General features: G+C 49.3%; 21 protein-coding genes. 10 read left to right on the top strand and 11 right to left on the bottom strand.

Features of this window, described 5'->3' with window-relative positions; translation table 11 throughout:
* The first annotated feature begins 147 nt into the window (after positions 1 to 147).
* Both ACTHR7_RS00410 and ACTHR7_RS00415 read left to right on the top strand, forming a co-directional pair.
* The gene (locus ACTHR7_RS00410; RefSeq protein WP_440370128.1) at positions 148 to 1566 is read left to right on the top strand and encodes an SLC13 family permease; all 1419 of its coding nucleotides are present in this window, start codon (positions 148 to 150) and stop codon (positions 1564 to 1566) included.
* Positions 1567 to 1684: 118 nt separating this feature from the next.
* Positions 1685 to 2194 carry a peptidylprolyl isomerase gene (locus ACTHR7_RS00415; RefSeq protein WP_004519830.1) on the top strand — a complete coding sequence of 170 codons (510 nt, stop codon included), beginning with the start codon at positions 1685 to 1687 and terminating at the stop codon, positions 2192 to 2194.
* Between the two features lie 76 nt (positions 2195 to 2270).
* On the opposite strand, the gene ACTHR7_RS00420 is transcribed toward ACTHR7_RS00415, so the two are convergent.
* Positions 2271 to 2768 (bottom strand): YbhB/YbcL family Raf kinase inhibitor-like protein, encoded by a 498-nt coding sequence (locus tag ACTHR7_RS00420; protein WP_002232090.1) that lies wholly within the window; start codon positions 2766 to 2768, stop codon positions 2271 to 2273.
* A 186-nt stretch (positions 2769 to 2954) separates the two neighbouring features.
* Here ACTHR7_RS00420 and ypfJ point away from each other — a divergent pair, with 186 nt between their 5' ends.
* On the top strand, positions 2955 to 3797 hold the full coding sequence (gene ypfJ, locus ACTHR7_RS00425) for a KPN_02809 family neutral zinc metallopeptidase (RefSeq protein WP_250589825.1): 843 nt from the start codon (positions 2955 to 2957) through the stop codon (positions 3795 to 3797).
* Between the two features lie 121 nt (positions 3798 to 3918).
* Positions 3919 to 5301, top strand: coding sequence for a phosphomannomutase/phosphoglucomutase (locus ACTHR7_RS00430; protein ID WP_440370129.1), 1383 nt, complete (start codon positions 3919 to 3921; stop codon positions 5299 to 5301).
* A 105-nt stretch (positions 5302 to 5406) separates the two neighbouring features.
* Here the strand turns inward: ACTHR7_RS00430 and rpe are convergent, their stop codons facing one another.
* Positions 5407 to 6087, bottom strand: a complete 681-nt coding sequence (gene rpe, locus ACTHR7_RS00435; protein WP_003678905.1) for a ribulose-phosphate 3-epimerase — start codon at positions 6085 to 6087, stop codon at positions 5407 to 5409.
* A 277-nt stretch (positions 6088 to 6364) separates the two neighbouring features.
* Here rpe and ACTHR7_RS00440 point away from each other — a divergent pair, with 277 nt between their 5' ends.
* Entirely contained in the window at positions 6365 to 6793 is a 429-nt protein-coding gene (locus ACTHR7_RS00440; protein WP_049336552.1) for a Spy/CpxP family protein refolding chaperone, read from the top strand.
* A gap of 65 nt (positions 6794 to 6858) precedes the next feature.
* On the opposite strand, the gene ACTHR7_RS00445 is transcribed toward ACTHR7_RS00440, so the two are convergent.
* Together ACTHR7_RS00445 and ACTHR7_RS00450 are read right to left on the bottom strand one after the other, a co-directional pair.
* Positions 6859 to 7725 carry an ATP-binding protein gene (locus ACTHR7_RS00445; protein ID WP_440370130.1) on the bottom strand — a complete coding sequence of 289 codons (867 nt, stop codon included), beginning with the start codon at positions 7723 to 7725 and terminating at the stop codon, positions 6859 to 6861.
* Positions 7726 to 7740: 15 nt separating this feature from the next.
* Positions 7741 to 8355, bottom strand: a complete 615-nt coding sequence (locus ACTHR7_RS00450) for a riboflavin synthase subunit alpha (protein ID WP_293207006.1) — start codon at positions 8353 to 8355, stop codon at positions 7741 to 7743.
* Between the two features lie 125 nt (positions 8356 to 8480).
* On the opposite strand from ACTHR7_RS00450, the gene ACTHR7_RS00455 reads away from it, so the two are divergent.
* The 3 genes from ACTHR7_RS00455 (at position 8481) to ACTHR7_RS00465 (ending at position 10852) form a co-directional block, all read left to right on the top strand.
* On the top strand, positions 8481 to 9326 hold the full coding sequence (locus ACTHR7_RS00455; RefSeq protein ID WP_107867569.1) for a 23S rRNA (adenine(2030)-N(6))-methyltransferase RlmJ: 846 nt from the start codon (positions 8481 to 8483) through the stop codon (positions 9324 to 9326).
* Positions 9327 to 9456: 130 nt separating this feature from the next.
* A complete protein-coding gene (locus ACTHR7_RS00460) occupies positions 9457 to 9810 on the top strand; it encodes a hypothetical protein (RefSeq protein WP_049322307.1) in 354 nt (117 codons plus the stop codon).
* A 67-nt stretch (positions 9811 to 9877) separates the two neighbouring features.
* Positions 9878 to 10852, top strand: a complete 975-nt coding sequence (locus ACTHR7_RS00465; protein ID WP_107867568.1) for a class 1 fructose-bisphosphatase — start codon at positions 9878 to 9880, stop codon at positions 10850 to 10852.
* Positions 10853 to 10980: 128 nt separating this feature from the next.
* On the opposite strand, the gene waaF is transcribed toward ACTHR7_RS00465, so the two are convergent.
* Complete coding sequence (waaF, locus tag ACTHR7_RS00470; RefSeq protein WP_440370131.1) at positions 10981 to 12015, bottom strand: lipopolysaccharide heptosyltransferase II; 1035 nt, start codon at positions 12013 to 12015, stop codon at positions 10981 to 10983.
* A 274-nt stretch (positions 12016 to 12289) separates the two neighbouring features.
* Positions 12290 to 13753: an IMP dehydrogenase gene (guaB, locus tag ACTHR7_RS00475; protein WP_003678893.1), complete on the bottom strand. Its 1464-nt coding sequence runs from the start codon at positions 13751 to 13753 to the stop codon at positions 12290 to 12292.
* A gap of 189 nt (positions 13754 to 13942) precedes the next feature.
* Here guaB and ACTHR7_RS00480 point away from each other — a divergent pair, with 189 nt between their 5' ends.
* Positions 13943 to 14368 (top strand): DUF4124 domain-containing protein, encoded by a 426-nt coding sequence (locus tag ACTHR7_RS00480; protein ID WP_049333378.1) that lies wholly within the window; start codon positions 13943 to 13945, stop codon positions 14366 to 14368.
* Between the two features lie 69 nt (positions 14369 to 14437).
* On the opposite strand, the gene ACTHR7_RS00485 is transcribed toward ACTHR7_RS00480, so the two are convergent.
* Complete coding sequence (locus ACTHR7_RS00485; protein WP_440370194.1) at positions 14438 to 15766, bottom strand: anaerobic C4-dicarboxylate transporter family protein; 1329 nt, start codon at positions 15764 to 15766, stop codon at positions 14438 to 14440.
* Between the two features lie 222 nt (positions 15767 to 15988).
* Positions 15989 to 17563, bottom strand: coding sequence for a glycosyltransferase family 2 protein (locus ACTHR7_RS00490; RefSeq protein WP_440370132.1), 1575 nt, complete (start codon positions 17561 to 17563; stop codon positions 15989 to 15991).
* Positions 17564 to 17646: 83 nt separating this feature from the next.
* On the opposite strand from ACTHR7_RS00490, the gene ACTHR7_RS00495 reads away from it, so the two are divergent.
* On the top strand, positions 17647 to 18612 hold the full coding sequence (locus tag ACTHR7_RS00495; protein ID WP_293208153.1) for a tRNA dihydrouridine synthase: 966 nt from the start codon (positions 17647 to 17649) through the stop codon (positions 18610 to 18612).
* Between the two features lie 41 nt (positions 18613 to 18653).
* Here ACTHR7_RS00495 and ACTHR7_RS00500 read toward each other — a convergent pair whose 3' ends face one another.
* The 3 genes from ACTHR7_RS00500 to ACTHR7_RS00510 form a co-directional block, all read right to left on the bottom strand.
* Complete coding sequence (locus tag ACTHR7_RS00500; RefSeq protein ID WP_293208156.1) at positions 18654 to 19379, bottom strand: hypothetical protein; 726 nt, start codon at positions 19377 to 19379, stop codon at positions 18654 to 18656.
* A 157-nt stretch (positions 19380 to 19536) separates the two neighbouring features.
* Entirely contained in the window at positions 19537 to 20010 is a 474-nt protein-coding gene (gene dnrN / locus ACTHR7_RS00505) for an iron-sulfur cluster repair protein DnrN (RefSeq protein WP_070460041.1), read from the bottom strand.
* Positions 20011 to 20193: 183 nt separating this feature from the next.
* The gene (locus ACTHR7_RS00510; protein WP_107867564.1) at positions 20194 to 21126 is read right to left on the bottom strand and encodes an AEC family transporter; all 933 of its coding nucleotides are present in this window, start codon (positions 21124 to 21126) and stop codon (positions 20194 to 20196) included.

A 21126-nucleotide genomic window follows, 5' to 3' on the forward strand; every position in this document is an offset into this window, starting at 1 on the left:
TGCTGCTTATCCGGTTTTCATTTCATTTCTAAAAAACAATTTACAATTTGTTTACACTACATCAAATTACAAATATACTGTCGCCTATTAGGCCGTCTGAACGTACGGCTGAAAAGAAAAACCAATCATGTTTCAGAGGAATACATCATGGACTTAAACGCCAAGGATAAGACTCAGCATCCTGAGAACGTCGAGCTTCTCAGTGCGCAGAAGCCGATTACCGACTTTAAAGGACTGCTGACGACCATTATCTCTGCTGTTGTCTGCTTCGGCATTTATTACATCCTTCCCTACAGCCCCGATGCCAACAAAGGTATCGCGCTGTTGCTTTTTGTTGCGGCACTTTGGTTTACCGAAGCCGTACACATTACCGTTACCGCGCTGATGATCCCTATCCTTGCCGTTGTACTCGGCTTCCCGGATATGGACATCAAAAAAGCGATGGCAGGTTTCTCCGACCCGACGATTTATATCTTCTTCGGCGGCTTTGCGCTTGCAACCGCCCTGCACATGCAGCGTCTCGACCGTAAAATCGCCGTCAGCCTGTTGCGCCTGTCCCGCGGCAATATGAAAGTTGCCGTGTTGATGCTGTTTGCCGTTACCGCCTTCCTGTCTATGTGGATCAGTAATACTGCGACTGCCGCGATGATGCTGCCTTTGGCAATGGGTATGATGAGCCACCTCGATCAAGAAAAAGAACGTAAAACCTACGTTTTCGTCCTGCTCGGTATCGCCTACTGCGCCAGTATCGGCGGCTTGGGTACCGTGGTCGGTTCTCCTCCGAACATGATTGCCGCCAAAGCGCTGAACTTGGACTTCGTCGGCTGGATGAAGCTCGGCTTGCCGATGATGCTGTTGATTCTGCCGCTGATGCTGTTCTCCATGTACGTCATCCTCAAGCCTAATTTGAACGAGCGCGTGGAAGTCAAAGCCGAATCTATCCCTTGGACTTTGCACCGCGTTATCGCGCTGTTGATTTTCTTGGCCGCTGCCGTTGCTTGGGTATTCAGCTCCAAAATCAAAGCTGCATTCGGTATTTCCAACCCTGATACCGTTATCGCCCTGATTGCCGCCGTTGCCGTCGTCGTATTCGGCGTGGCGCAATGGAAAGAAGTTGCCCGTAATACCGACTGGGGTGTATTGATGCTCTTCGGTGGCGGTATCAGCTTGAGCGCGTTGCTGCAATCCTCCGGCGCATCTGAAGCATTGGGTCAGCAAGTTGCTTCCACATTCTCCCATTCTCCTGCATTACTGGTGATTTTCGTGGTTGCCACCTTCATCATCTTCCTGACCGAGTTCACCAGTAACACGGCTTCCGCCGCCCTGCTTGTGCCTATTTTCGCCAGCATTGCCGCGCAAATGGGTCTGCCGGAACAAGTCTTGGTATTCGTCATCGGTGTCGGCGCATCTTGTGCCTTCATGCTGCCGGTTGCCACACCGCCTAACGCGATTGTGTTCGGTACAGGCTTGATTAAGCAACGCGAAATGATGAACGTCGGCTTATTGCTGAACGTCCTCTGTATCGTATTGGTTGCGCTGTGGGCTTATTTCGTCCTGATGCCATAAACCCATAAAACCATATCCCAGGCCGTCTGAAAGAATATTTTTCAGACGGCCTTGAAGTTTGTCGTTCAGACACAATTTAACGAATGATTCAAAACCGGATTCTAACGAAAGGAAACCCATGATTATCCTGCACACCAACAAAGGCGATATCAAAATCGAACTCGATTTCGACAAAGCCCCCGTTACAGCTAAAAACTTCGAGCAATACGTTAAAGACGGCTTCTACGACGGCGTAATCTTCCACCGCGTCATCAAAGGCTTTATGATTCAAGGCGGCGGCATGGATGAAAACATGAACGAAAAAGAAACCCGCGATCCGATTCAAAACGAAGCGTCCAACGGTTTGCCTAACGAAAAATACACCATCGCCATGGCGCGTACTTCCGATCCTCATTCTGCCAGCGCGCAATTCTTCATCAACACTGCCGACAACGCTTTCCTGAACTTCCGTTCTAAAGAGCTGTACGGCAAAACCGTAGTCCAAGACTGGGGCTATGCCGTATTCGGTAAAGTCGTTGACGGTTTTGACGTTGTCGATGCCATCGAAGGCGTTTCTACCAAACGTCACGGCTACCACGACGACGTACCGAGCGAACCAGTCATCATCACTAAAGCCGAAGTGGTTTAATTGATTTGATTTCCCATAAAAACAGCCTGTCCGAATTAAAACCGGACAGGCTGTTTTTCAATAATGACGCATACCGTCACACATCATAAGTACCGACCACGCATGCCGAATCCAACACATGGCCCTGCATGGCAAAATGCAGCTCATTAAAGCGGAAACCGCGCGGCAAATCCAAAACAGTATCCAGCGCGTACACAATCAGTTCATAACGATGTCGGTTGTTCGGTGGCGCCATACCGCCGTAAAAAGAAGCCTCTTCGATTTCAAATTTACCCAACGCGCTCGCCCAAGTGTTCGCGCCCTGTGTGAAATCTGTTGCAGAAATACTTTCATTTTCTGCCACGGAAGTGCGTTTCAAATCCGAAATCAACCAATGCGTCCATACGAAGCCGGATGCTGAAATGGCATCTTTGTCTTCCAACACCACGGCAAACGATTTTGTTCCTTCTGGCGCATCTTCAATCTCAAAAGGAATCGAATAAGAAGGCATACCGCTCGGGCTGAACTGGCTGCCGCGCTTGCCGTATTTGTCTTCAAACTCGCCGTTGACAATAGCTTTACTGCTGACTTTCATCTTATATCTCCCAATAGTAGGTTTGTTCATTCTAACAAACACCAAGGCCGTCTGAAAGATACTGCCGTTTTCACTTTCCCGATGTCGCATTTTCAGACGGCCTCCAGCAATATTCACAATTCGATCAAACACATTTGACATTCCATAGTATAATCCGCCGCATGAAAACTACACAGGATACACATTATGGATTGGAAAGGTCGTGAACAAAGCCAAAACGTCGAAGATCGCCGCGGAAGCCGTGGCGGCGGCGGTGGCGGCAAAACGCCGGGCATACTCGGCATTATCGTGGTTTTGGTTGGTGCATATTACGGCGTGGATTTGAGCGGTTTGGTTGGCGGCTCATCTTCGATGGGCATTCCTACCCAGCAAGCTACCCGACTCGACAGCCAACAAGAAGCCGAATTGAACGAACTGTCCCGCGTCGTCCTTGCCGATACGGAAAAAGCATGGAGCAAATATTTCCAACAACACGGCCAACGCTACACGCCGACAACCATGGTGTTGTATGAAGGCGGTACGTCCACTGCCTGCGGTACAGGACAATCTGCCATGGGTCCGTTTTACTGCCCGGGCGACCAAAAAGTTTATTTGGATTTGAGCTTCTACGAAGACATGCGCACCAAGCTCGAATCGGCCAGCGATGCCGCGTTTGCCTACGTTATTGCCCATGAAGTCGGCCATCACGTTCAAAACCTGCTCGGCATTCTGCCTAAAGTCCACAAAATGCAACAGCAAGTCGGCAAGAAAGAGGCCAATGCCCTCTCGGTCAAACTCGAATTGCAGGCCGACTGCTTCGCCGGTATTTGGGGACACTACGCCGTCAATAACAATATCTTCAAAGCAGAAGACATTCAAAAAGCGATGCTGGCCGCCGAATCCGTCGGCGATGACCGCTTGCAGAAACAAGCTCAGGGCTACGTCGTTCCCGACAGCTTTACCCATGGCTCGTCCGAAGAACGCATGACTTGGCTCAAGCGCGGTTTGGAAAGCGGCGACATCAACCAGTGCAACACTTTCAACAATTGATTCGTCCAAACAACACTGTTCTTTGATGTAACGACAAAAGGCCGTCTGATTTTTTCAGACGGCCTTTTAGCCGTGTTAGAATAAACCCCATTATTTCCACTTAAATTTAAAGGAAATCCACATGGCAAATATCGCCCGCGACATTTTCAAAGCCTACGATATCCGAGGCATCGTTGGCAAAACCCTGACCGACGAAGCTGCCTACTTAATCGGTAAAGCTATTGCTACCAAAGCCTCCGAAAAAGGCATTACCCGCATCGCACTCGGTCGCGACGGCCGTTTGAGCGGTCCCGGCCTGATGGCGCAGATTCAACGCGGTTTTACAGACAGCGGCATCGACGTCCTCAATGTCGACATGGTTGCCACCCCTATGCTCTACTTCGCAGCCATCAACGAATGCGGCGGCAGCGGCGTAATGATTACCGGCAGCCACAATCCGCCCGATTACAACGGTTTCAAAATGATGCTCGGCGGCGACACGCTCGCAGGCGAAGCCATTCAAGAACTTTTAGCTATTGTTGAAAAAGACGGTTTTGTTGCTGCCGACAAACAAGGCAGCGTAACCGAAAAAGACATCTCCGGCGAATACCACAACAACATCGTCGGCCACATCAAGCTCAAACGCCCGATGAAAATCGCCATCGACGCGGGCAACGGTGTCGGCGGCGCATTTGCAGGCAAACTCTACAAAGGTTTGGGCAATGAAGTTACCGAACTTTTCTGCGAAGTGGACGGCAACTTCCCTAATCACCACCCCGATCCGTCCAAACCGAAAAACCTGCAAGATCTCATCGTCGAGCTTAAAAACAGCGATGCCGAAATCGGCTTGGCATTTGACGGCGATGCCGACCGCTTGGGCGTGGTCACCAAAGACGGCAACATCATCTATCCAGACCGCCAATTAATGCTTTTCGCGCAAGACGTGTTGAGCCGCAATCCTAAAGCCAAAGTAATTTTCGACGTCAAATCCACCCGTCTGCTCGCGCCTTGGATTAAAGAACACGACGGCGAACCTGTGATGGAAAAAACCGGCCACAGCTTCATCAAATCCACCATGAAAAAAACCGGCGCACTGGTTGCCGGCGAAATGAGCGGCCACGTTTTCTTTAAAGAACGCTGGTTCGGCTTCGACGACGGCATGTATGCCGGTGCACGTCTCTTGGAAATTCTGTCTGCCTTCGACAATCCGTCCGAAGTATTGAACAAGCTGCCGCAAAGCATTTCCACTCCGGAACTCAACATCGACCTGCCGGAAGGTAGCAACGGCCACAAAGTGATTGAAGAGCTGGCTGCCAATGCCAAGTTTGAAGGTGCGACCGAAATCATCACCATCGACGGCTTGCGCGTTGAATTCCCTGACGGCTTCGGCCTGATGCGTGCTTCCAATACCACGCCGATTTTGGTATTGCGTTTTGAAGCGGATACGCAAGAAGCGATTGAACGTATTCAAAACCAATTCAAAGCAGTCATTGAAAGCAATCCTGCATTAAAATGGCCGCTGTAAGGGTTTAGGCTAAAACAAAAGGCCGTCTGAAAATCATTTCAGACGGCCTTTAATATTAAACATTGATGATTCCAAAGTTTGGGAACCAAGAATATCCCGGCTTAGTTATCCGACTTGCGCCAACTGTTGACGCATTTCATCAATAACGGCTTTGTAATCCGGTTTGCCAAAAATCGCCGAACCGGCCACAAACGTATCCGCACCTGCCGCCGCAATTTCAGCAATATTGTCTGTTTTCACGCCGCCATCGACTTCCAATGCGATATGGCGGCCGCTTTGCCGTTCATACTCATCCAACATCTCGCGCACTTTGCGGATTTTTACCAGCGTATTCGGGATAAAGCTTTGTCCGCCAAAGCCTGGGTTGACCGACATCAGCAAAACCATATCCAGTTTGTCCAAAACGTTTTCCAGAATATTGACCGGCGTAGCAGGATTCAATACCAAACCTGCCTGACAGCCGTATTCTTTAATCAAACCCAAGCTGCGGTCGACATGGCGGCTGGCTTCCGGATGAAAAGTAATGATATTGGCACCGGCTTTGGCAAACGCATGAATCAAATCATCCACCGGCTCAACCATCAAATGCACATCGACCGGCACGGTTGCATACGGTTTCAAAGCCGCGCAAACCATAGGGCCGAAAGTCAGATTCGGCACGTAATGATTGTCCATTACGTCAAAATGAATCAAATCCGCACCGGCGCGGATAACTTCGGCAACCTCTTCGCCCAAACGGGCAAAATCGGCAGACAAAATACTGGGGGCAATACGGTAGTCGGTCATGTTTATTCTCCTAAAGTGTGTTCCTTTGTCATTATCGCATTTTTAACCCTATGTTGTATGCCGCCGACAACATCTCTGCCGTCATTTTTATGAATTTACATTTCATATACATTAATGAAACTTATAATCACATAGTAAGGCTTTGAAAATAAATTATTAGATTACATACATGTGCAAAAAAATCTAACATCATTAACAAAAGTTAACTGCATTGATACTGCCTTTCACACGCTTATCGGTTATATTTCCAAACCTGATGAAACATTAGGAAAACACCGTGTCTGTTGCACTTTCCCGCTATCCGACTTTTATTTTCTTAGCACTCGCCCTACTCTGTTCCAGTCTGCCTGCACATGCCGGTCCGTTTCTGGCTACTTTGGACGACTTCCACCCGAATTGCGACATCCGACAGCTCAATTTATCCGCCGACCAACACGCCGCCCTGCGCCGCCTGCGTACCGACTTCAAACAAATCAACGATAAAGCCTACCGTAAAACCGTACGCTCCGACCGCAACCGCCGTCAAACCATCATCAAAATCCTCTCCGGCGACTCATTTGACTCAAACGCCGCCCGCGATTATGTTGAAAACCGCTACCTCTCCAGCATGGACTATGCGGTGGATGAAATGGAAATCCAATACCGCCTCTATCATCTGCTCAATCCGCGCCAACGCCAGCAATGGTTGTCTTCATGCTTGCGCTGATGGATAAATAAAAATACAAAAAGGCCGTCTGAAACCATATTCAGACGGCCTTTGCTTTTTTCGCCTTAATCCAACACTCTTTCTTCCGGCAACCGACCTGCCCAGTCGCAGGCAAACTGCCATGCCGAGCGGCCCGAACGGCTGCCGCGCATTTGCGCCCATTGCAACGCGGCTTGGCGTGCCGTATCGTCAAAAGGCACATTGAAATCTTCCAACCAGTTGGCCACAGCGGTCAGATAATCGTTTTGGTCGAAAGGATAAAAACTCAGCCATAAGCCGAAGCGGTCGGAAAGGGAGATTTTCTCCTCGACGGCCTCTTTCTGATGAATTTCACCGCGAGTGCCCGTAGTACCGCCATTTTCATCCATGTATTCGGGAATTAAATGACGACGGTTGGATGTGGCATAAACCAAAACATTGGTGCAACGTTGCGACAGTCCGCCGTCTAAAGCAGTTTTCAAGGCTTTATAGGTCTCATCGCCGGTTTCAAACGACAAATCATCGCAGAAAACGATAAATTTCTCGGGACGCTCGGACAACAGCGTCAACAAAGCCGGCAGACTGGTCAAATCGCTTTTATCCACCTCAATCAGACGCAGACCGCGCTCGGCGTATTCGTGCAACAACGCTTTAACCAAGGAGGATTTCCCCGTACCGCGCGCGCCGGTCATCAAGACATTATTTGCCGGACGACCTGCCAAAAATTGCTCGGTATTGCGTTTCAGCCTGTCGGTTTGCGAACCGACTGCCGCCAATCTGCTCAAAGGAAACGTATGCGGCCGCGGCAGGCTTTCCAAAATACCTTTTTTGCCCACACTGTGCCAACGGTAGGCCAAAGCGCGCCAGTCGGTTTTACCGGCTTCGTCAGGCAGGATTAAATCCAGACGGTTTAAAACGGAATTCGCTTTTTTCAAAAAATTGGATAATTTCATTTCGGCTTTCTTTTTTCAGACGGCCTTTTGTGCCAATACACGCATCACGGTATCGACAACGGCTTGGGTTTGCGGATCGATTTCAATATTGATGAGATCGCCTTCTTTGCGGCTGCCAAACAGGGTACGCTCCAAAGTCTCCGGAATCAGGTGTACGCAAAATTCGCTGTCGCTGACTTCGCCTATGGTCAGGCTGCAACCGTCCAAACCGACAAAGCCTTTGGTCAGGATGTAGGGTTTGAGGTTTTCCGGCAGCTCAAACCAAACTGTACGGTTGAACTCGCTGGAGTCGATACGGGAAATTCGGGTGACCGCCATCACATGGCCGCTCATCACATGGCCGCCGATTTCATCGCCAAACCGCGCCGCGCGTTCCAAATTGACACTGTCGCCGACTTTCAAGCTGCCGAGATTGGTTTTGCGTAAGGTTTCGTCCATCAAATCAAAGCTGACTTTGTTGCCGTCGATTCGGGTAATGGTCAGGCAGCAGCCGTTGTTGGCGACAGAGGCGCCGGTGTGCAGATTGTCGGCGATTTCGGGGGGCAGCTCGACTGTGTGGGTACGAAAGTCGGGCGAAGGTTGGGCGATGTCTGTAATTTTGCCCATGCTTTGTACGATGCCTGTAAACATGATGTCTTCTTTCCGATGGTACGATAAGGCGGATATTGTAGCATTTTCCAGGCACAAAGGCCGTCTGAAAGCGGTGATGGCGATGGTTTGGGGTATAATCGGATTTTTATTTCCGCAGCCCGATCATGCTCAGCTACCGCCACGCCTTCCATGCCGGCAACCATGCCGATATGCTCAAGCACTTTACCCTCTTCCTCGTCCTCGAATATTTCAACCGCAAAGACAAGCCCTATTGGTATATCGATACGCATAGCGGTGCCGGTTTGTATGATTTGAGCGGTGATGAAGCGCAAAAAGTCGGCGAATACAAACAAGGCATTGCACTCTTGGAACAAGCTGACAAGCTGCCTGCCGAATTGGCCGAATTTGTGGGCCGTCTGAAACAAATACTGCCGCAAGACAACCTTTACTGCGGCTCGCCTTGGCTGGCACAGGCGCTCACGCGCGACAGCGACAAAATGCGCCTATTTGAGCTACACCCTGCCGATTTTGTCCATTTGCAAAACAATATGCGCGAAGTCCGTCCTGCGCGTAAAGTGCAGGTCAGCCAAGCGGACGGGTATCAAGGTTTGATTTCACTCTTGCCTCCTCCGCCGCGCCGCGCCGCCGTCTTGATTGATCCGCCCTACGAAGAAAAACAAGACTACCGCCGTGTCGTCCAAGTCTTGAAAGATGCCTTGAAACGCTTTGAAACCGGCTGCTACATGGTTTGGTATCCCTGCCTGAGCCGCGAAGAAAGCCGCAAACTGCCGGACGAACTCAAAAAAATCGCTCCCAATAATTATCTGCACGCCGAGCTTCATGTCCATACGCCGCGCAGCGACGGCTTCGGTATGCACGGCAGCGGCATGTTCGTCATCAATCCGCCCTATATGCTTGCCGAACAGCTGCAAAACAATCTGCCCGAACTTGCCAAAATTTTGGCGCAAGATGCCGGCGCGCATTATGTATTGGAAAGCAAAACGAAATAAACGCTGCCGTCTGAACGCATACCCAAGCGCTTCGATTTTGCCGCCATACCTGTTCAGACGGCCTTAACCCTTTATACTTAAGCCTTTTTCCACTACAATTCACAACATAAAAATTAACGGCCGTCCACTCATGAATATACGCACACCCCTAGCCTGCACGCTCCTGCTTTGCGCGTGCAGCGAATCAGCAAAAAACGAATTTAAAGAAGAATTTACCCAAAGTTTCCGCACCGAATTTGTCCGCTCGGCAACCGAAGCCTGCGTAGAAAAAGCCGCAGGAAAAAGCCCGTTTGATTCCGCGACCACTGAAAAAATCTGCCGCTGTATCGGCGAAAAAACAGTCGACCAAATCAATCCTGAAGAAGCGACATCGCTTTTGGGCGGCAGCGACTCCATGAGCGACGAGCTGAAAAAACGCATCAAAGACACCAGCATCGCCTGCACTAAAGAAGTTTTAGGCATGGCCGACAGCAAAACCAAATGAACACGCCGTTTTCAGACGGCCTGAAATTGAAAAATATTCGATTCAAACTTAGGAAAAGAGTGAAACCATGAAGACACTGAACCAATTCTTAGCCCAACACCTGCCCGAACACAAACTGCCGCAAGAGCTGGCGAGCGTACTGGAATCCGTAGCCGTCGCCTGTTTGGACATCAACGCAAAAGTCCGCCTCGGCGCGCTTTCCGGCGTTTTGGGCATGGCAGGTACCGGCAACATCCAAGGCGAAGACCAAAAGAAACTTGACGTCATCGCCAACAACATCATGATTGATGTTTTAAAAGCCAATGCCAACATCGCAGGTCTTGCCAGCGAAGAAGAAGACACCTATGTCGCCACACACGACAACGGCGGCTATTTGGTATTGTTTGATCCGCTGGACGGCTCTTCCAATATCGACGTCAACATCTCCGTCGGCACCATCTTCTCCATTTTGGCGAAACCAGAAGGCGCATTGACTACTGAGTCTTTCCTGCAAAAAGGCCGCGACCAAGTGGCCGCAGGTTATGTTTTATACGGTCCGCAAACCCAACTGGTACTGACTGTCGGTCACGGCGTATTCGTCTTCACTCTGGACGATGCCAACCAATTCCTGCTGACCAAAGAAAATCCGCGCGTTCCCGAATCCACTAAAGAATTTGCCATCAATATGTCTAACCAAAGACATTGGTTCGCCCCTGTTCAACAATACATTGACGAATTGCTGGCAGGCGAAACCGGCGTACGCGGCAAAAACTACAATATGCGCTGGGTAGCCAGCATGGTTGCCGAAATCCACCGCATCCTGATGCGCGGCGGCGTATTCATGTATCCGCAAGACAAACGCGATCCATCCAAACCGGGCAAACTGCGCCTGATGTACGAAGCCAACCCGATGAGCCTGATTATGGAACAAGCCGGCGGCGCATCAAACAACGCCATCGAAGCCATGCTCGACATCCAACCTACCGGCCTGCACCAACGCGTTGCCGTATTCATGGGCAGCCGCGAAGAAGTAGAATACGTTTATAATCTGCATCAAAAATAATCAGATGTATTGATTTCAAACCAAAAAAGGCCGTCTGAAATATGATTTTCAGACGGCCTTTTGTTAAAAAATAAAAGAAACGAAAGATTAAAAAGACAGACTCAAATCTGTCCTTTACTGTTTTCCATCTAACCTTTATTAGATTGCGCCGAACGAGCCAGCTCTTCCGCTGCTTTTTGCACCCTATCCGGCGTCAGCTTGTTCAAACAATCCGTATGCCCCAACGGACATTCACGTTTGAAACAAGGTGAACAATCCAAATTCAAGCTGACGATTTTTGCCTTTTGGCTGAGAGGCGGCGTATGGTCAGGGCTGGATGAGCCGTAAACCGCAACCAATTTCCGATCAAGCGCGGCCGCAAGATGCATCAGACCGCTGTCGTTGCACACGACCGTATCGGCGCAAGACAACAGATCAATCGCCTCCGGAAGATTGGTTTTGCCGCAAAGATTGGTACACAGGCCGTCTGAAAGTTGGTTGATTTCATCTGCAATATCGAAATCTTTTTGCGAACCAAACAGCCAAACCTGCCAACCCTCGGCCAAATATCGGCGGCCGAGTTCGGCAAAATGACGCGCAGGCCAACGCTTGGCCGGGCCATATTCCGCACCGGGACAAAATGCCAAAATCGGTTTATCCGTCGTCAAACCATGTTTTTCCAAAGCAGCTTGACGGCTTTCGGGATCAATCTTAAAACACGGATTATCGGAATGCCCGTTAAAATCTGCTTGGGTCGGATGCGCCAGCGCAGTATAGCGGTCGACCATCAAGGGCAACGCGGCCTTATCCAACTTGCGGATATCGTTCAACAAAAAATAGCGCGACTCGCCAACATAGCCCGTACGCTGCTTAATACCCGTAGCCAAGGCAATAATGGCGGATTTGAGCGAACCGGGCAAAACAATTACTTGATCATAGCCTTCTTTTCCCAATTCACGCCCGATACGCCAGCGTTTTTTCAATTCCAACGCACCATGTCCAAACGGATTTTCCATCACACGGTTGATTTCAGGCATACGCTCAAATACGGCCATCGACCATTTGGGTGCAAAAGCATCAATGGTGCAGCCGGGATGCAGCTCATGCAAACGACGATAAAGCGGTTGGGTCATGACACAGTCGCCAATCCAGCTTGGGGTAATAATCAGGATTTTTTTGGACATAATGGAATGTGTTTTTAATTTTAGCTTATTGTAATACGATTTTTAAAAGGCCATCTGAAACTCGGTTTAATCGCTCAGTTCAAAACGTACTAGTTGATACATGTCATTTCAGCGCGTGAAGCGTTTGTCTTCCCAATTTATCCGGCAAGTTCTGCAAATACCTAACCTGAAACACCAGACCAAACAGCGGCAAGTAATATTCTCTTCATTTTTAAAACCTTATAAAAACAGAAAGGCCGTCTGAAATATTTTCAGACGACCTTTTTATACTGGTTTAACGATGGTAGTTAGGCGCTTCTTTAGTGATTTGTACGTCGTGAACGTGAGATTCGCTCATACCGGCAGAAGTGATTTCCACAAATTCTGCTTTCTCGTGCATTTCAGCAATATTGGCGCAACCCAAATAACCCATGCTGGAGCGCAGGCCGCCAGTCAGCTGGTGGATGATGTTCACAATCGGGCCTTTGTAAGGAACGCGGCCTTCGATACCTTCAGGAACATATTTGTCTGTGCTGTCGGTTTTGTCTTGGAAGTAGCGGTCGGCAGAGCCTTGGCTCATCGCACCCAACGAACCCATGCCGCGGTAAGACTTGTAAGAGCGGCCTTGGTAGAGTTCGATTTCGCCCGGTGCTTCTTCCGTACCGGCAAACATACCGCCGAGCATGACGCTGTATGCACCTGCTGCCAGAGCTTTGGCAATATCGCCGGAGAAGCGGATACCGCCGTCGGCAATCAGGGGAACGCCTGTACCTTTCAAGGCTTCGGAAACATTGTGAATCGCAGTCAGCTGAGGCACGCCCACGCCGGCCACGATACGGGTCGTACAAATCGAGCCCGGGCCGATACCGACTTTAACAGCATCCGCGCCGGCAGCCACCAAATCCAAAGCGGCTTTAGCAGTAGCAATGTTGCCGCCGATGACTTGAATGTGCGGATAAGTTTCTTTTACCCAGCGCACGCGATCGATAACGCCTTGGCTATGACCGTGGGCAGTATCGACCACAATCACGTCCACGCCTGCTTCTACCAATGCTTTGACGCGCTCCTCGGTATCGCCGCCGGTACCCACTGCGGCACCAACGCGCAGACGGCCTTCGGCATCTTTGTTGGCATTAGGGAATTCGGTTGTTTTCAGAATATCTTTAACTGTAATCAGACCTTTGAGTTCGTCTTGGTCGTTCAACACCAAAACGCGCTCCACTTTGTGCGCGTGCATGATTTCGCGGGCTTCATCGATGCTGGTACCTTCAGGAACGGTAACCAAACGGTCGCGAGGGGTCATGATGGCAGAAACAGGCAGATCGACACGGTTTTCAAAACGCAGGTCGCGGTTGGTCACGATACCGACCACTTTGCCGTTTTCAACAACAGGCAGACCGGACATTTTGCGTTTGCGTTGTGCGCGCATTTCCAAAACTTCGCGGATCAATGCGGTCGGCGCAACGGTAACGGGATCTTTCACCACGCCGCTCTCATGGCGCTTCACTTTGGAAACGGCACGCGCTTGCAACTCCGGCGTCATGTTTTTATGGATAATGCCGATGCCGCCTTCTTGAGCCATAGAAATGGCCAGACGCGCTTCGGTAACAGTATCCATTGCAGCAGAAAGTAGAGGAAGGTTGAGCGTGATATCGCGGGTGAGTTTGGTTTGAAGTTTGACATCTCGAGGCAGCACGTTTGAGTGCGCTGGAACCAACAAAACGTCGTCGAAAGTATAGGCTTTTTCTACAATACGCATGATGCTCGGTCTTTCAGTTTGTGCAAGATGCACGGCATTATATCACACCGGCTTGATGCTAACATTGGCAATACATGTTTTAACGTTATTTTTTTACATGATTTGATCCGCAGTACAAAAATATGCCAACGCATTGCGGTTTCAAGTAAAATAGGTCGAATGAGAACATCATTTACATAAGGGAAACCCATGAAATCTTCCGTACTCAAAACCTGTCTGACAGCAGCCCTCCTCTCTTCCGCCGCCCTGACCGGCGCGGCCGAGGTTTACACTTGGAAAGGCACATCGGGCAACAGCTATTCCGATACACCAAACCGTCTGCAACCGAAGCGTTCCGGCGTGGTCAACATCCGCACGCACAACGTCAAACCTGCCGTTGCACCTGCTGTTGCGGCATCTGAGCCGGTTGCCGAGCAGCCCAACGAACAGGTCGCGGAACAAAACAAACAAATCGAAGAGCGCAATAAAAAAATCGAAGAGCAAAACCGCCAAAACAAGCTGGAAAACTGCAAAATCGCCAAAATCAACCGCCAAGTCGCCGAAAGCGCACGCTTGGCCAATCGCGACAGCCTGATTAAGCAATACCAAAACGACGTCAATAAATACTGCAATTAAGCTCTCAAATAACAATATCAAAAAGGCCGTCTGAAATTTAATTTCAGACGGCCTTTATTTTTCAGCCTATCAATAATATATCTGAACCAACAACAAGCCGATGGCTAAGCTGAATGCCATGCTCAACAGGCCTGGAATCATGAAACTGTGGTTGAAGATAAATTTGCCGATTTTGGTCGAGCCGGTTGTATCGAAGTCGATAGCGGCAATAATCGGACCGTAGTTCGGAATGAAGAAATAGCCGTTTACCGCAACAAATGTACCGATGATGATGGGCGCAGGAATCCCCAGTTTGATGGCGATTGGAAACAGCGTCGCCACTGTCGCGCCTTGGCTGTTGACCAATACCGACAAGACAAACAGGGCAAAGGCAAAGGTCCATGGTGCAGATTCAACCAAATGGCTGACGGTCGATTCCACTTCTGTTAAGTGGCCGTTCATCAAGGTATCGCCCAACCAAGCCACGCCAAATACCGCAATCACGGCACGCATACCGGCATGGAATACCGAACCTCGGGTAATCGCATCGCCATTGGGTTTACACGCCAAGATAATCAGTGCAGAAGCAGACAACATCACGATTTCAATCGTATGCGCCATGCCCATAGGCTTGATCGCGCCATCGTGTTCAAAAGCCGGACGCAGCTCAGGCAGCGCACCCATCACGACCACCAGCAATGCCGCAGTCAAGAAAATACCGACCGACAATTTGGCTTTCGGCGAAATGGCAACATCGGTTTGTTGTTCCTCCACATCGATATATTCTTTCACATAATTCGGATCTTGCAGCAAAGCCTGATAATGCGGATCATCTTTCAATTCTTTGCCCAGTTTGTTTACAAACACGCAAGCCAAACCGATACCCAAAATCGTGGACGGAACGGTAACTTTCAACACATCCGCCATCGTGATATGTTGCGGCTCAAGCATGGTGACGCAGGCAACAACCGCGGCGGCAATCGGGCTGGCGACAATCGCAAATTGGGAAGCGATAACCGCCATCGTCAAAGGACGGGAAGGACGGATGCCATTGCGGCGGCTGACTTCGGCAATCACGGGCAAGACCGAGTAAGCCACATGGCCCGTACCTGCCAACACGGTAAAGGTGTAAGTTACCGCCGGCGCAATAAAGGTGATGTATTTCGGATTGCGGTGCAACACGCGCGTGGCAATCTTAATCATATAGTCCAAACCGCCGCTGGCCTGCATTGCCGCCGCGGCAGACACTACCGCCATAATCATCAGCATCACATCAATCGGCGGGCTGGTCGGCTGCAGATGGAAACCAAAAGACAATACGGCCAAGCCGATACCGCCGAGCACGCCCAAACCAATACCGCCAACCTGCGCGCCAATCAGGATACACAGCAGTACAACGGCAAACTGGATAAAAAACATAGTTGACATAACAACTCCCAAAATCCGGCCTTCGCCGAAATAAAATTACAAACGGTTGGATTATAGAGTAAACCCTCTTCCCTAACCATACTTTACCTAATTATACATACTGATCTATATCAAATAAATAATATTCTCATTTAACCGCTAGGTTTTTAAAAACACAAAAAAGGCCGTCTGAAGATTTTCAGACGGCCTCTATGATTTAAAAAGATGATAAGGCTATTTTCCGGCTGCTTCTTCATCATTTATAAAATCCGATACGCCATGAACACAGCGGATTTTGCGTTCTGACAAAGTTGCCTCCAACAAGGCATCGTTTTGCGGCAAGGAATCGCGTTCTGCCTCATTGTGCCAGAGGTGGTACGCAATGCCGGCAAATTTCAAATTATGGCGTTTCATACCATTATGATAGCAACGGGCGACAAATTCGCTGTCTTCCCTGCCCCAACCGACAAAGCTATTGTCAAATCCATTGACGGCAAGCGCATCGCTGCGGAAAAAGCCCATATTGCAGGTTTTGATGCCTTTGTGTTTGCGGTTGCCTTCTCGTCCAGCCAATTTGGCCAAACAACGGCAGCGCAGGGCTGATAGCCGTTTTTCTATTCCCGAGCTGAACATAGACAAAGCAGGTAAATCGCCTTCGTCCAAAATATCCTGCGTTTTATCCTCAGTCAAAATCACGCGGGAACCCTGTATCAGACGGCCTTTGCGTGCAATCTTCAAATGATCGGCGATAAAAGACGGATCCAAGACCATATCGCCGTCAATCAACACAATATAATCGCTTTTCGCCTGCGCCAGTGCACGGTTGCGCGATTCGGCGGCACGAAAGCCTCTATCCGGCTGCCATGAATGTTTGACCGGAATACTTGCCCTTCGGCGGATAAAATCAACCACTTCGGCGGTTTCCTGCCTTGAGCCGTCATCCGCGACAATAATCTCATCCGGCAGACGGGTTTGCGATAAAGCCGATTTCAACACCAGCTCCAAAGCATCGGGGCGGTTGTAGGTGGTGATGATGAGGGAGACGGTTATCGTGCGGTTGCGCTCGTAGAGTTTGACATATTTGTAATACGAACCTTGTGCGTTGGAAACCGAAATCGTCAGGCCGTCTGCGCCATAGGCAAAGCCGCGCTTGAGCAGATAGTTCTTCACAAACGATACGCCGCCATGCAGCAAAGCCTTAAACGGCGAACTGTCTTTCTTGAAGCGATTTTCTTCCGCATACAGCGAGCTGTACTGCTGCATTTTCTGAATCAGCCCTTCGGCGTTTTCAAAAGAATAATGTTTCAGACGGCCATCAAGTTGTTTAATTTTGGCTTCCTGCGGCAACACCAAAGACTCATGCACCTGACGGTCGGAAAAACGGGTAAATTTGCGATGATAAAGGCGCGGAATAATATCCGGATACCAGCCGCAGCCTTTAATCAGTCTGCCGTGGTAATGGTTCAGACGGGAAAGCGAAAAAATATGTTCCTTCTCATTTTCCAAAACGGCCGCACGAATGGATTCGATTAATGCCTCATCCGCCACTTCATCGCTGTCTATGCTGAAAATCCAATCGTTTTGCGCCAGTCTGGCCGCCAGATTTTTCATCGGGCCAAACCCGATAAAGTCATGCTTGTAATAGCTGACATTGGAAAAGCCCTTGGCAATTTCAAAAGTACGGTCGGTCGAGCCGTTGTCCAACAGCAGGACTTCGTCAAAGTCTTTCAGTGCACTCAAAACTTCTGAAAGATAACGTTCTGAATTTTTTACCAACATGGCGGCGGTTGCCGGAATTGTGTGCATCATAAAAAGGCCGTCTGAAAAAGGAAGCTGTATTTTAACCGATATACCGCTACAATATGTCCTCCTTTTTTCAGACGGCCTGACTCATGCAGCTTATTCTTGCCCCCATGCAGGGGCTGGTGGACGATGTGATGCGCGACCTGTTGACGCGCATCGGCGGATTTGACGAATGCGTCAGCGAATTTGTCCGCATTACGCACACGGTCCACTCACGCGCCACTTGGCTTAAATATGTTCCCGAAATCGCCCATGCCAACCGCACGCCGGCCGGCACGCCCTGTACTGTCCAGCTTTTGGGCAGCGATGCGGAAAACATGGCCGTCAATGCTTTGGAAGCCGTGCGTTTCGGTGCGGACAAAATCGACCTCAACTTCGGCTGCCCCGCGCCGACGGTCAATAAACACAAAGGCGGTGCAGTCTTACTCAAAGAGCCCGACTTGATTTACCACATCGTCCGCACCCTGCGCCAACGCCTTCCGCAACACATTCCGCTGACTGCCAAGATGCGGCTCGGTTATGAAGATAAAAGTCTGGCATTGGAATGTGCTTCCGCGATTGAAAACGGCGGCGCATGTGCATTAACCGTCCATGCGCGCACCAAAGTCGAAGGCTACGAACCGCCGGCACATTGGGAATGGGTGCGCAAAATCCGCGATGCAGTCAGTATTCCCGTTACCGCCAACGGCGATGTGTTCAGCCTTCAAGACTATCTCGACATTAAAAGCGTCAGCGGCTGCGACAGCGTGATGCTCGGGCGCGGCGCGGTTATCCGCCCCGACTTGGCGCGGCAAATCAAGCAATATGAAAACGGTGAAACAGTGAAAGACACCGACTTTGCCGAAGTCTCCTCATGGATAGTCCAATTCTTCGACTTATGCCTTGCTAAAGAAGCCAACAACAAATATCCGGTTGCCCGTTTGAAACAATGGCTGGGCATGATGAAAAAAGAGTTTGAACAGGCGCAGGTATTGTTTGACCGTATCCGTGCCGTCAAAGAAGCGGATGAAGTAAAACAGATTCTGCTGTCATTTGAACAAGAGATGCATTCATGATTCAAAAAGGCCGTCTGAATTTCAGACGGCCTTTAATATGATTACTGACAGATATAATCAGCCAACAGTCTGCCTTTTTCTGCACTGGCTGCATTAGCCATATTCACCTGTCTGGTCTCAGGGCCATTCTTGGATTTCAGGGCTTCGCCATATTTTCTGGCAAACTCTTTATTGGCACTGGTCACTCTTGACTCAGTGGAATCCAATATAAACCCGTCTTGCTCATATTTACCTTGCGCAGTAATAATCAAGATATTTTCAGGCGAAGGATAATCCGGAAAATTAACATAGTTGGTAACCAGCTTGTAGGAAACGCCTTTGCCGTGTTTCATATCCTGACAGATGCCGTTAGGCGCGGTAAAGACTGCATGGCCGATACGGCCGTGGCCGAAATCGTAAAAATCGATTCTCTTCGCAGAAGCCAACAGTTTTCTATCGTTGCCGTCATTGATATTTAATGACTTGCCGTTTACCAAAAACAGGGTTGGCAACAAGGGGTTGCCATGAGAGGCTTCCAAATTATATGCTTCGCCCAACAGCTTGCCCTGACGATACACCGTCAAGACAGGCTTTTTCAGACCATTTTCCGGATTACCGGTTTTCTTAAAAGAAATCTTCTGAACCACATTGCCAAATTCATAATAAGGCCGCGACTGCACGCCTGTTTTCGTATCCTGCAGGGCGCTCCAGCTGCCGTCCGTCGTTTGGGCGCACGCAGTCAGAGCAACAAACAGAATACCCGATAGTAAAACTTTAGAATGTTTCATTCATAAACTCCTTCTCAAGTAAACAAAAGAACGGATGTGTGCCTTTACTGCCTAATTTTATTTCTTTATTAAAATTTTAGAACCATTGCACTAACTTAGCAAGGGATTAAAGAACAGGCCGTCTGAACATTCAGACGGCCTTGATTAAGCTCAAATTTTAAGAAGCCAAAACTCGGTGGAACAAAATCTCATTTTCCAAATGGATATGGTCTTTCAAATCATCCACCATCTCTTTGGCCAAAGTGTACAAACGGGTCCAGCTGCCACAAGCACCTTCGGGAAGCTCAAAATTATTGGTCAATTCTTCCAAACGCGCGATGGCTTGGTCGTGTTCTTCATGCTCGTGCATCATCACGCTGATGGGCATTGCCGCGCCGCGACCCACGCCCTGATTAATCATTGGGAACAACATGCGCTCCTCTTTCATCATGTGCATCAACAGCTCGTTTTGCATATAGGCCAACAAATCAGGAACTTCGGCAGGAAAAGTATCAGCATGAACCTGCGCCACTTTTTGCGCCAGCGGAACCAACTCTTCAAACTGGGCGCGGTGGACATTGTGGTAACGCTGCAAAATATGGTCAATGGTGGAATTGAAAGGCGCGGTTTCCCAAAGGGTAAAGTCGGTCATGGCTGTGTTCCTTTAAAGATTTATATTGGATGAATGTTAGATATAAGGATACACGCTACAAACGGCTTTGTATAGTTTTTTTAACTGCTTAATTAATTGATAATAAAAGTTATTTTCAAAATTAAAATACCAAACAGACCGTCTGAAACATAAGGCTGAAGTTTCAGACGGCCTGCCCTTTTCTTAAATAATCCAACGATATAAGGCAATCATCACCGGCATGGTTACTACACAAAGCAAGGTTGTCAGCCCATAAATCGCGCTGGCTTTTTGGGCATTTTTGCCGTAAACAACCGCCATTTGGGTAACCGTCGCAGCTGCAGGCGAAGTCGTTGCCAAAAAGCTGATTAAAACAACCGTATCCGCATGCGCATCATAATGGGCAAAACCGCAGACTTTGACGGCAAAAAGCAATAATACCGGAATCAAAATCAGCCTTAAAAAAGCAACAAGATAAAGCCTTGACGTCCACATAATCGAGCGCAACGGCAGAGAAGCCAAAAGCATGCCCGCCACCAACATAGCAACCGGGCCAATCATACTGCCCACCGTCGCCAAAGTATTATCGACAATATGCGGCAGCTTGATTTGAAAGACAAACATCAGCAGCCCGACCAACATGGATAAAATGTTGATATTGGTAAAAATGGTTTTCCAAGCCACATTGCCTCGGCCGCAAATCAACAGGCGCAGATGCGTCCAAAACAAAAACGTCTGCACCATGATAAAACCGCTGGTGTAAATCACCCATTCCGCACCAAAGACCGACATTACCAAAGGGATAATCAGGTTGCCCGAATTGCTGTACACCGTTGCCGCGTGTTCGAGCGCATCGAGTTTGAACAAGTGTTTAAACAACCTGCCCAAAACAATCAACACCACATGGAAAAACACCGCCAGCATGACGGAAAGCTTCAGCCCTTCGATAATCTGCGGCGTATTGTCCATCTGAAAGGCATGAATCATGACGGACGGGCTGATCAAGTAAAGCGCGATGACCGAGAGCGTATAGCTGTTTTCCGATTTCAACAGCCCTGCCTTCACCAAGGCCACGCCCATCAAAACAATCAGCGTCAGCTCGGTAATTTTTCCGGCAAGCAGGAAAGAGGTTTCCAT

Origin of the sequence: Neisseria sp. P0007.S010 (assembly GCF_051962875.1) — a bacterium.
In the GTDB taxonomy this organism is placed as follows: domain Bacteria; phylum Pseudomonadota; class Gammaproteobacteria; order Burkholderiales; family Neisseriaceae; genus Neisseria; species Neisseria subflava_A.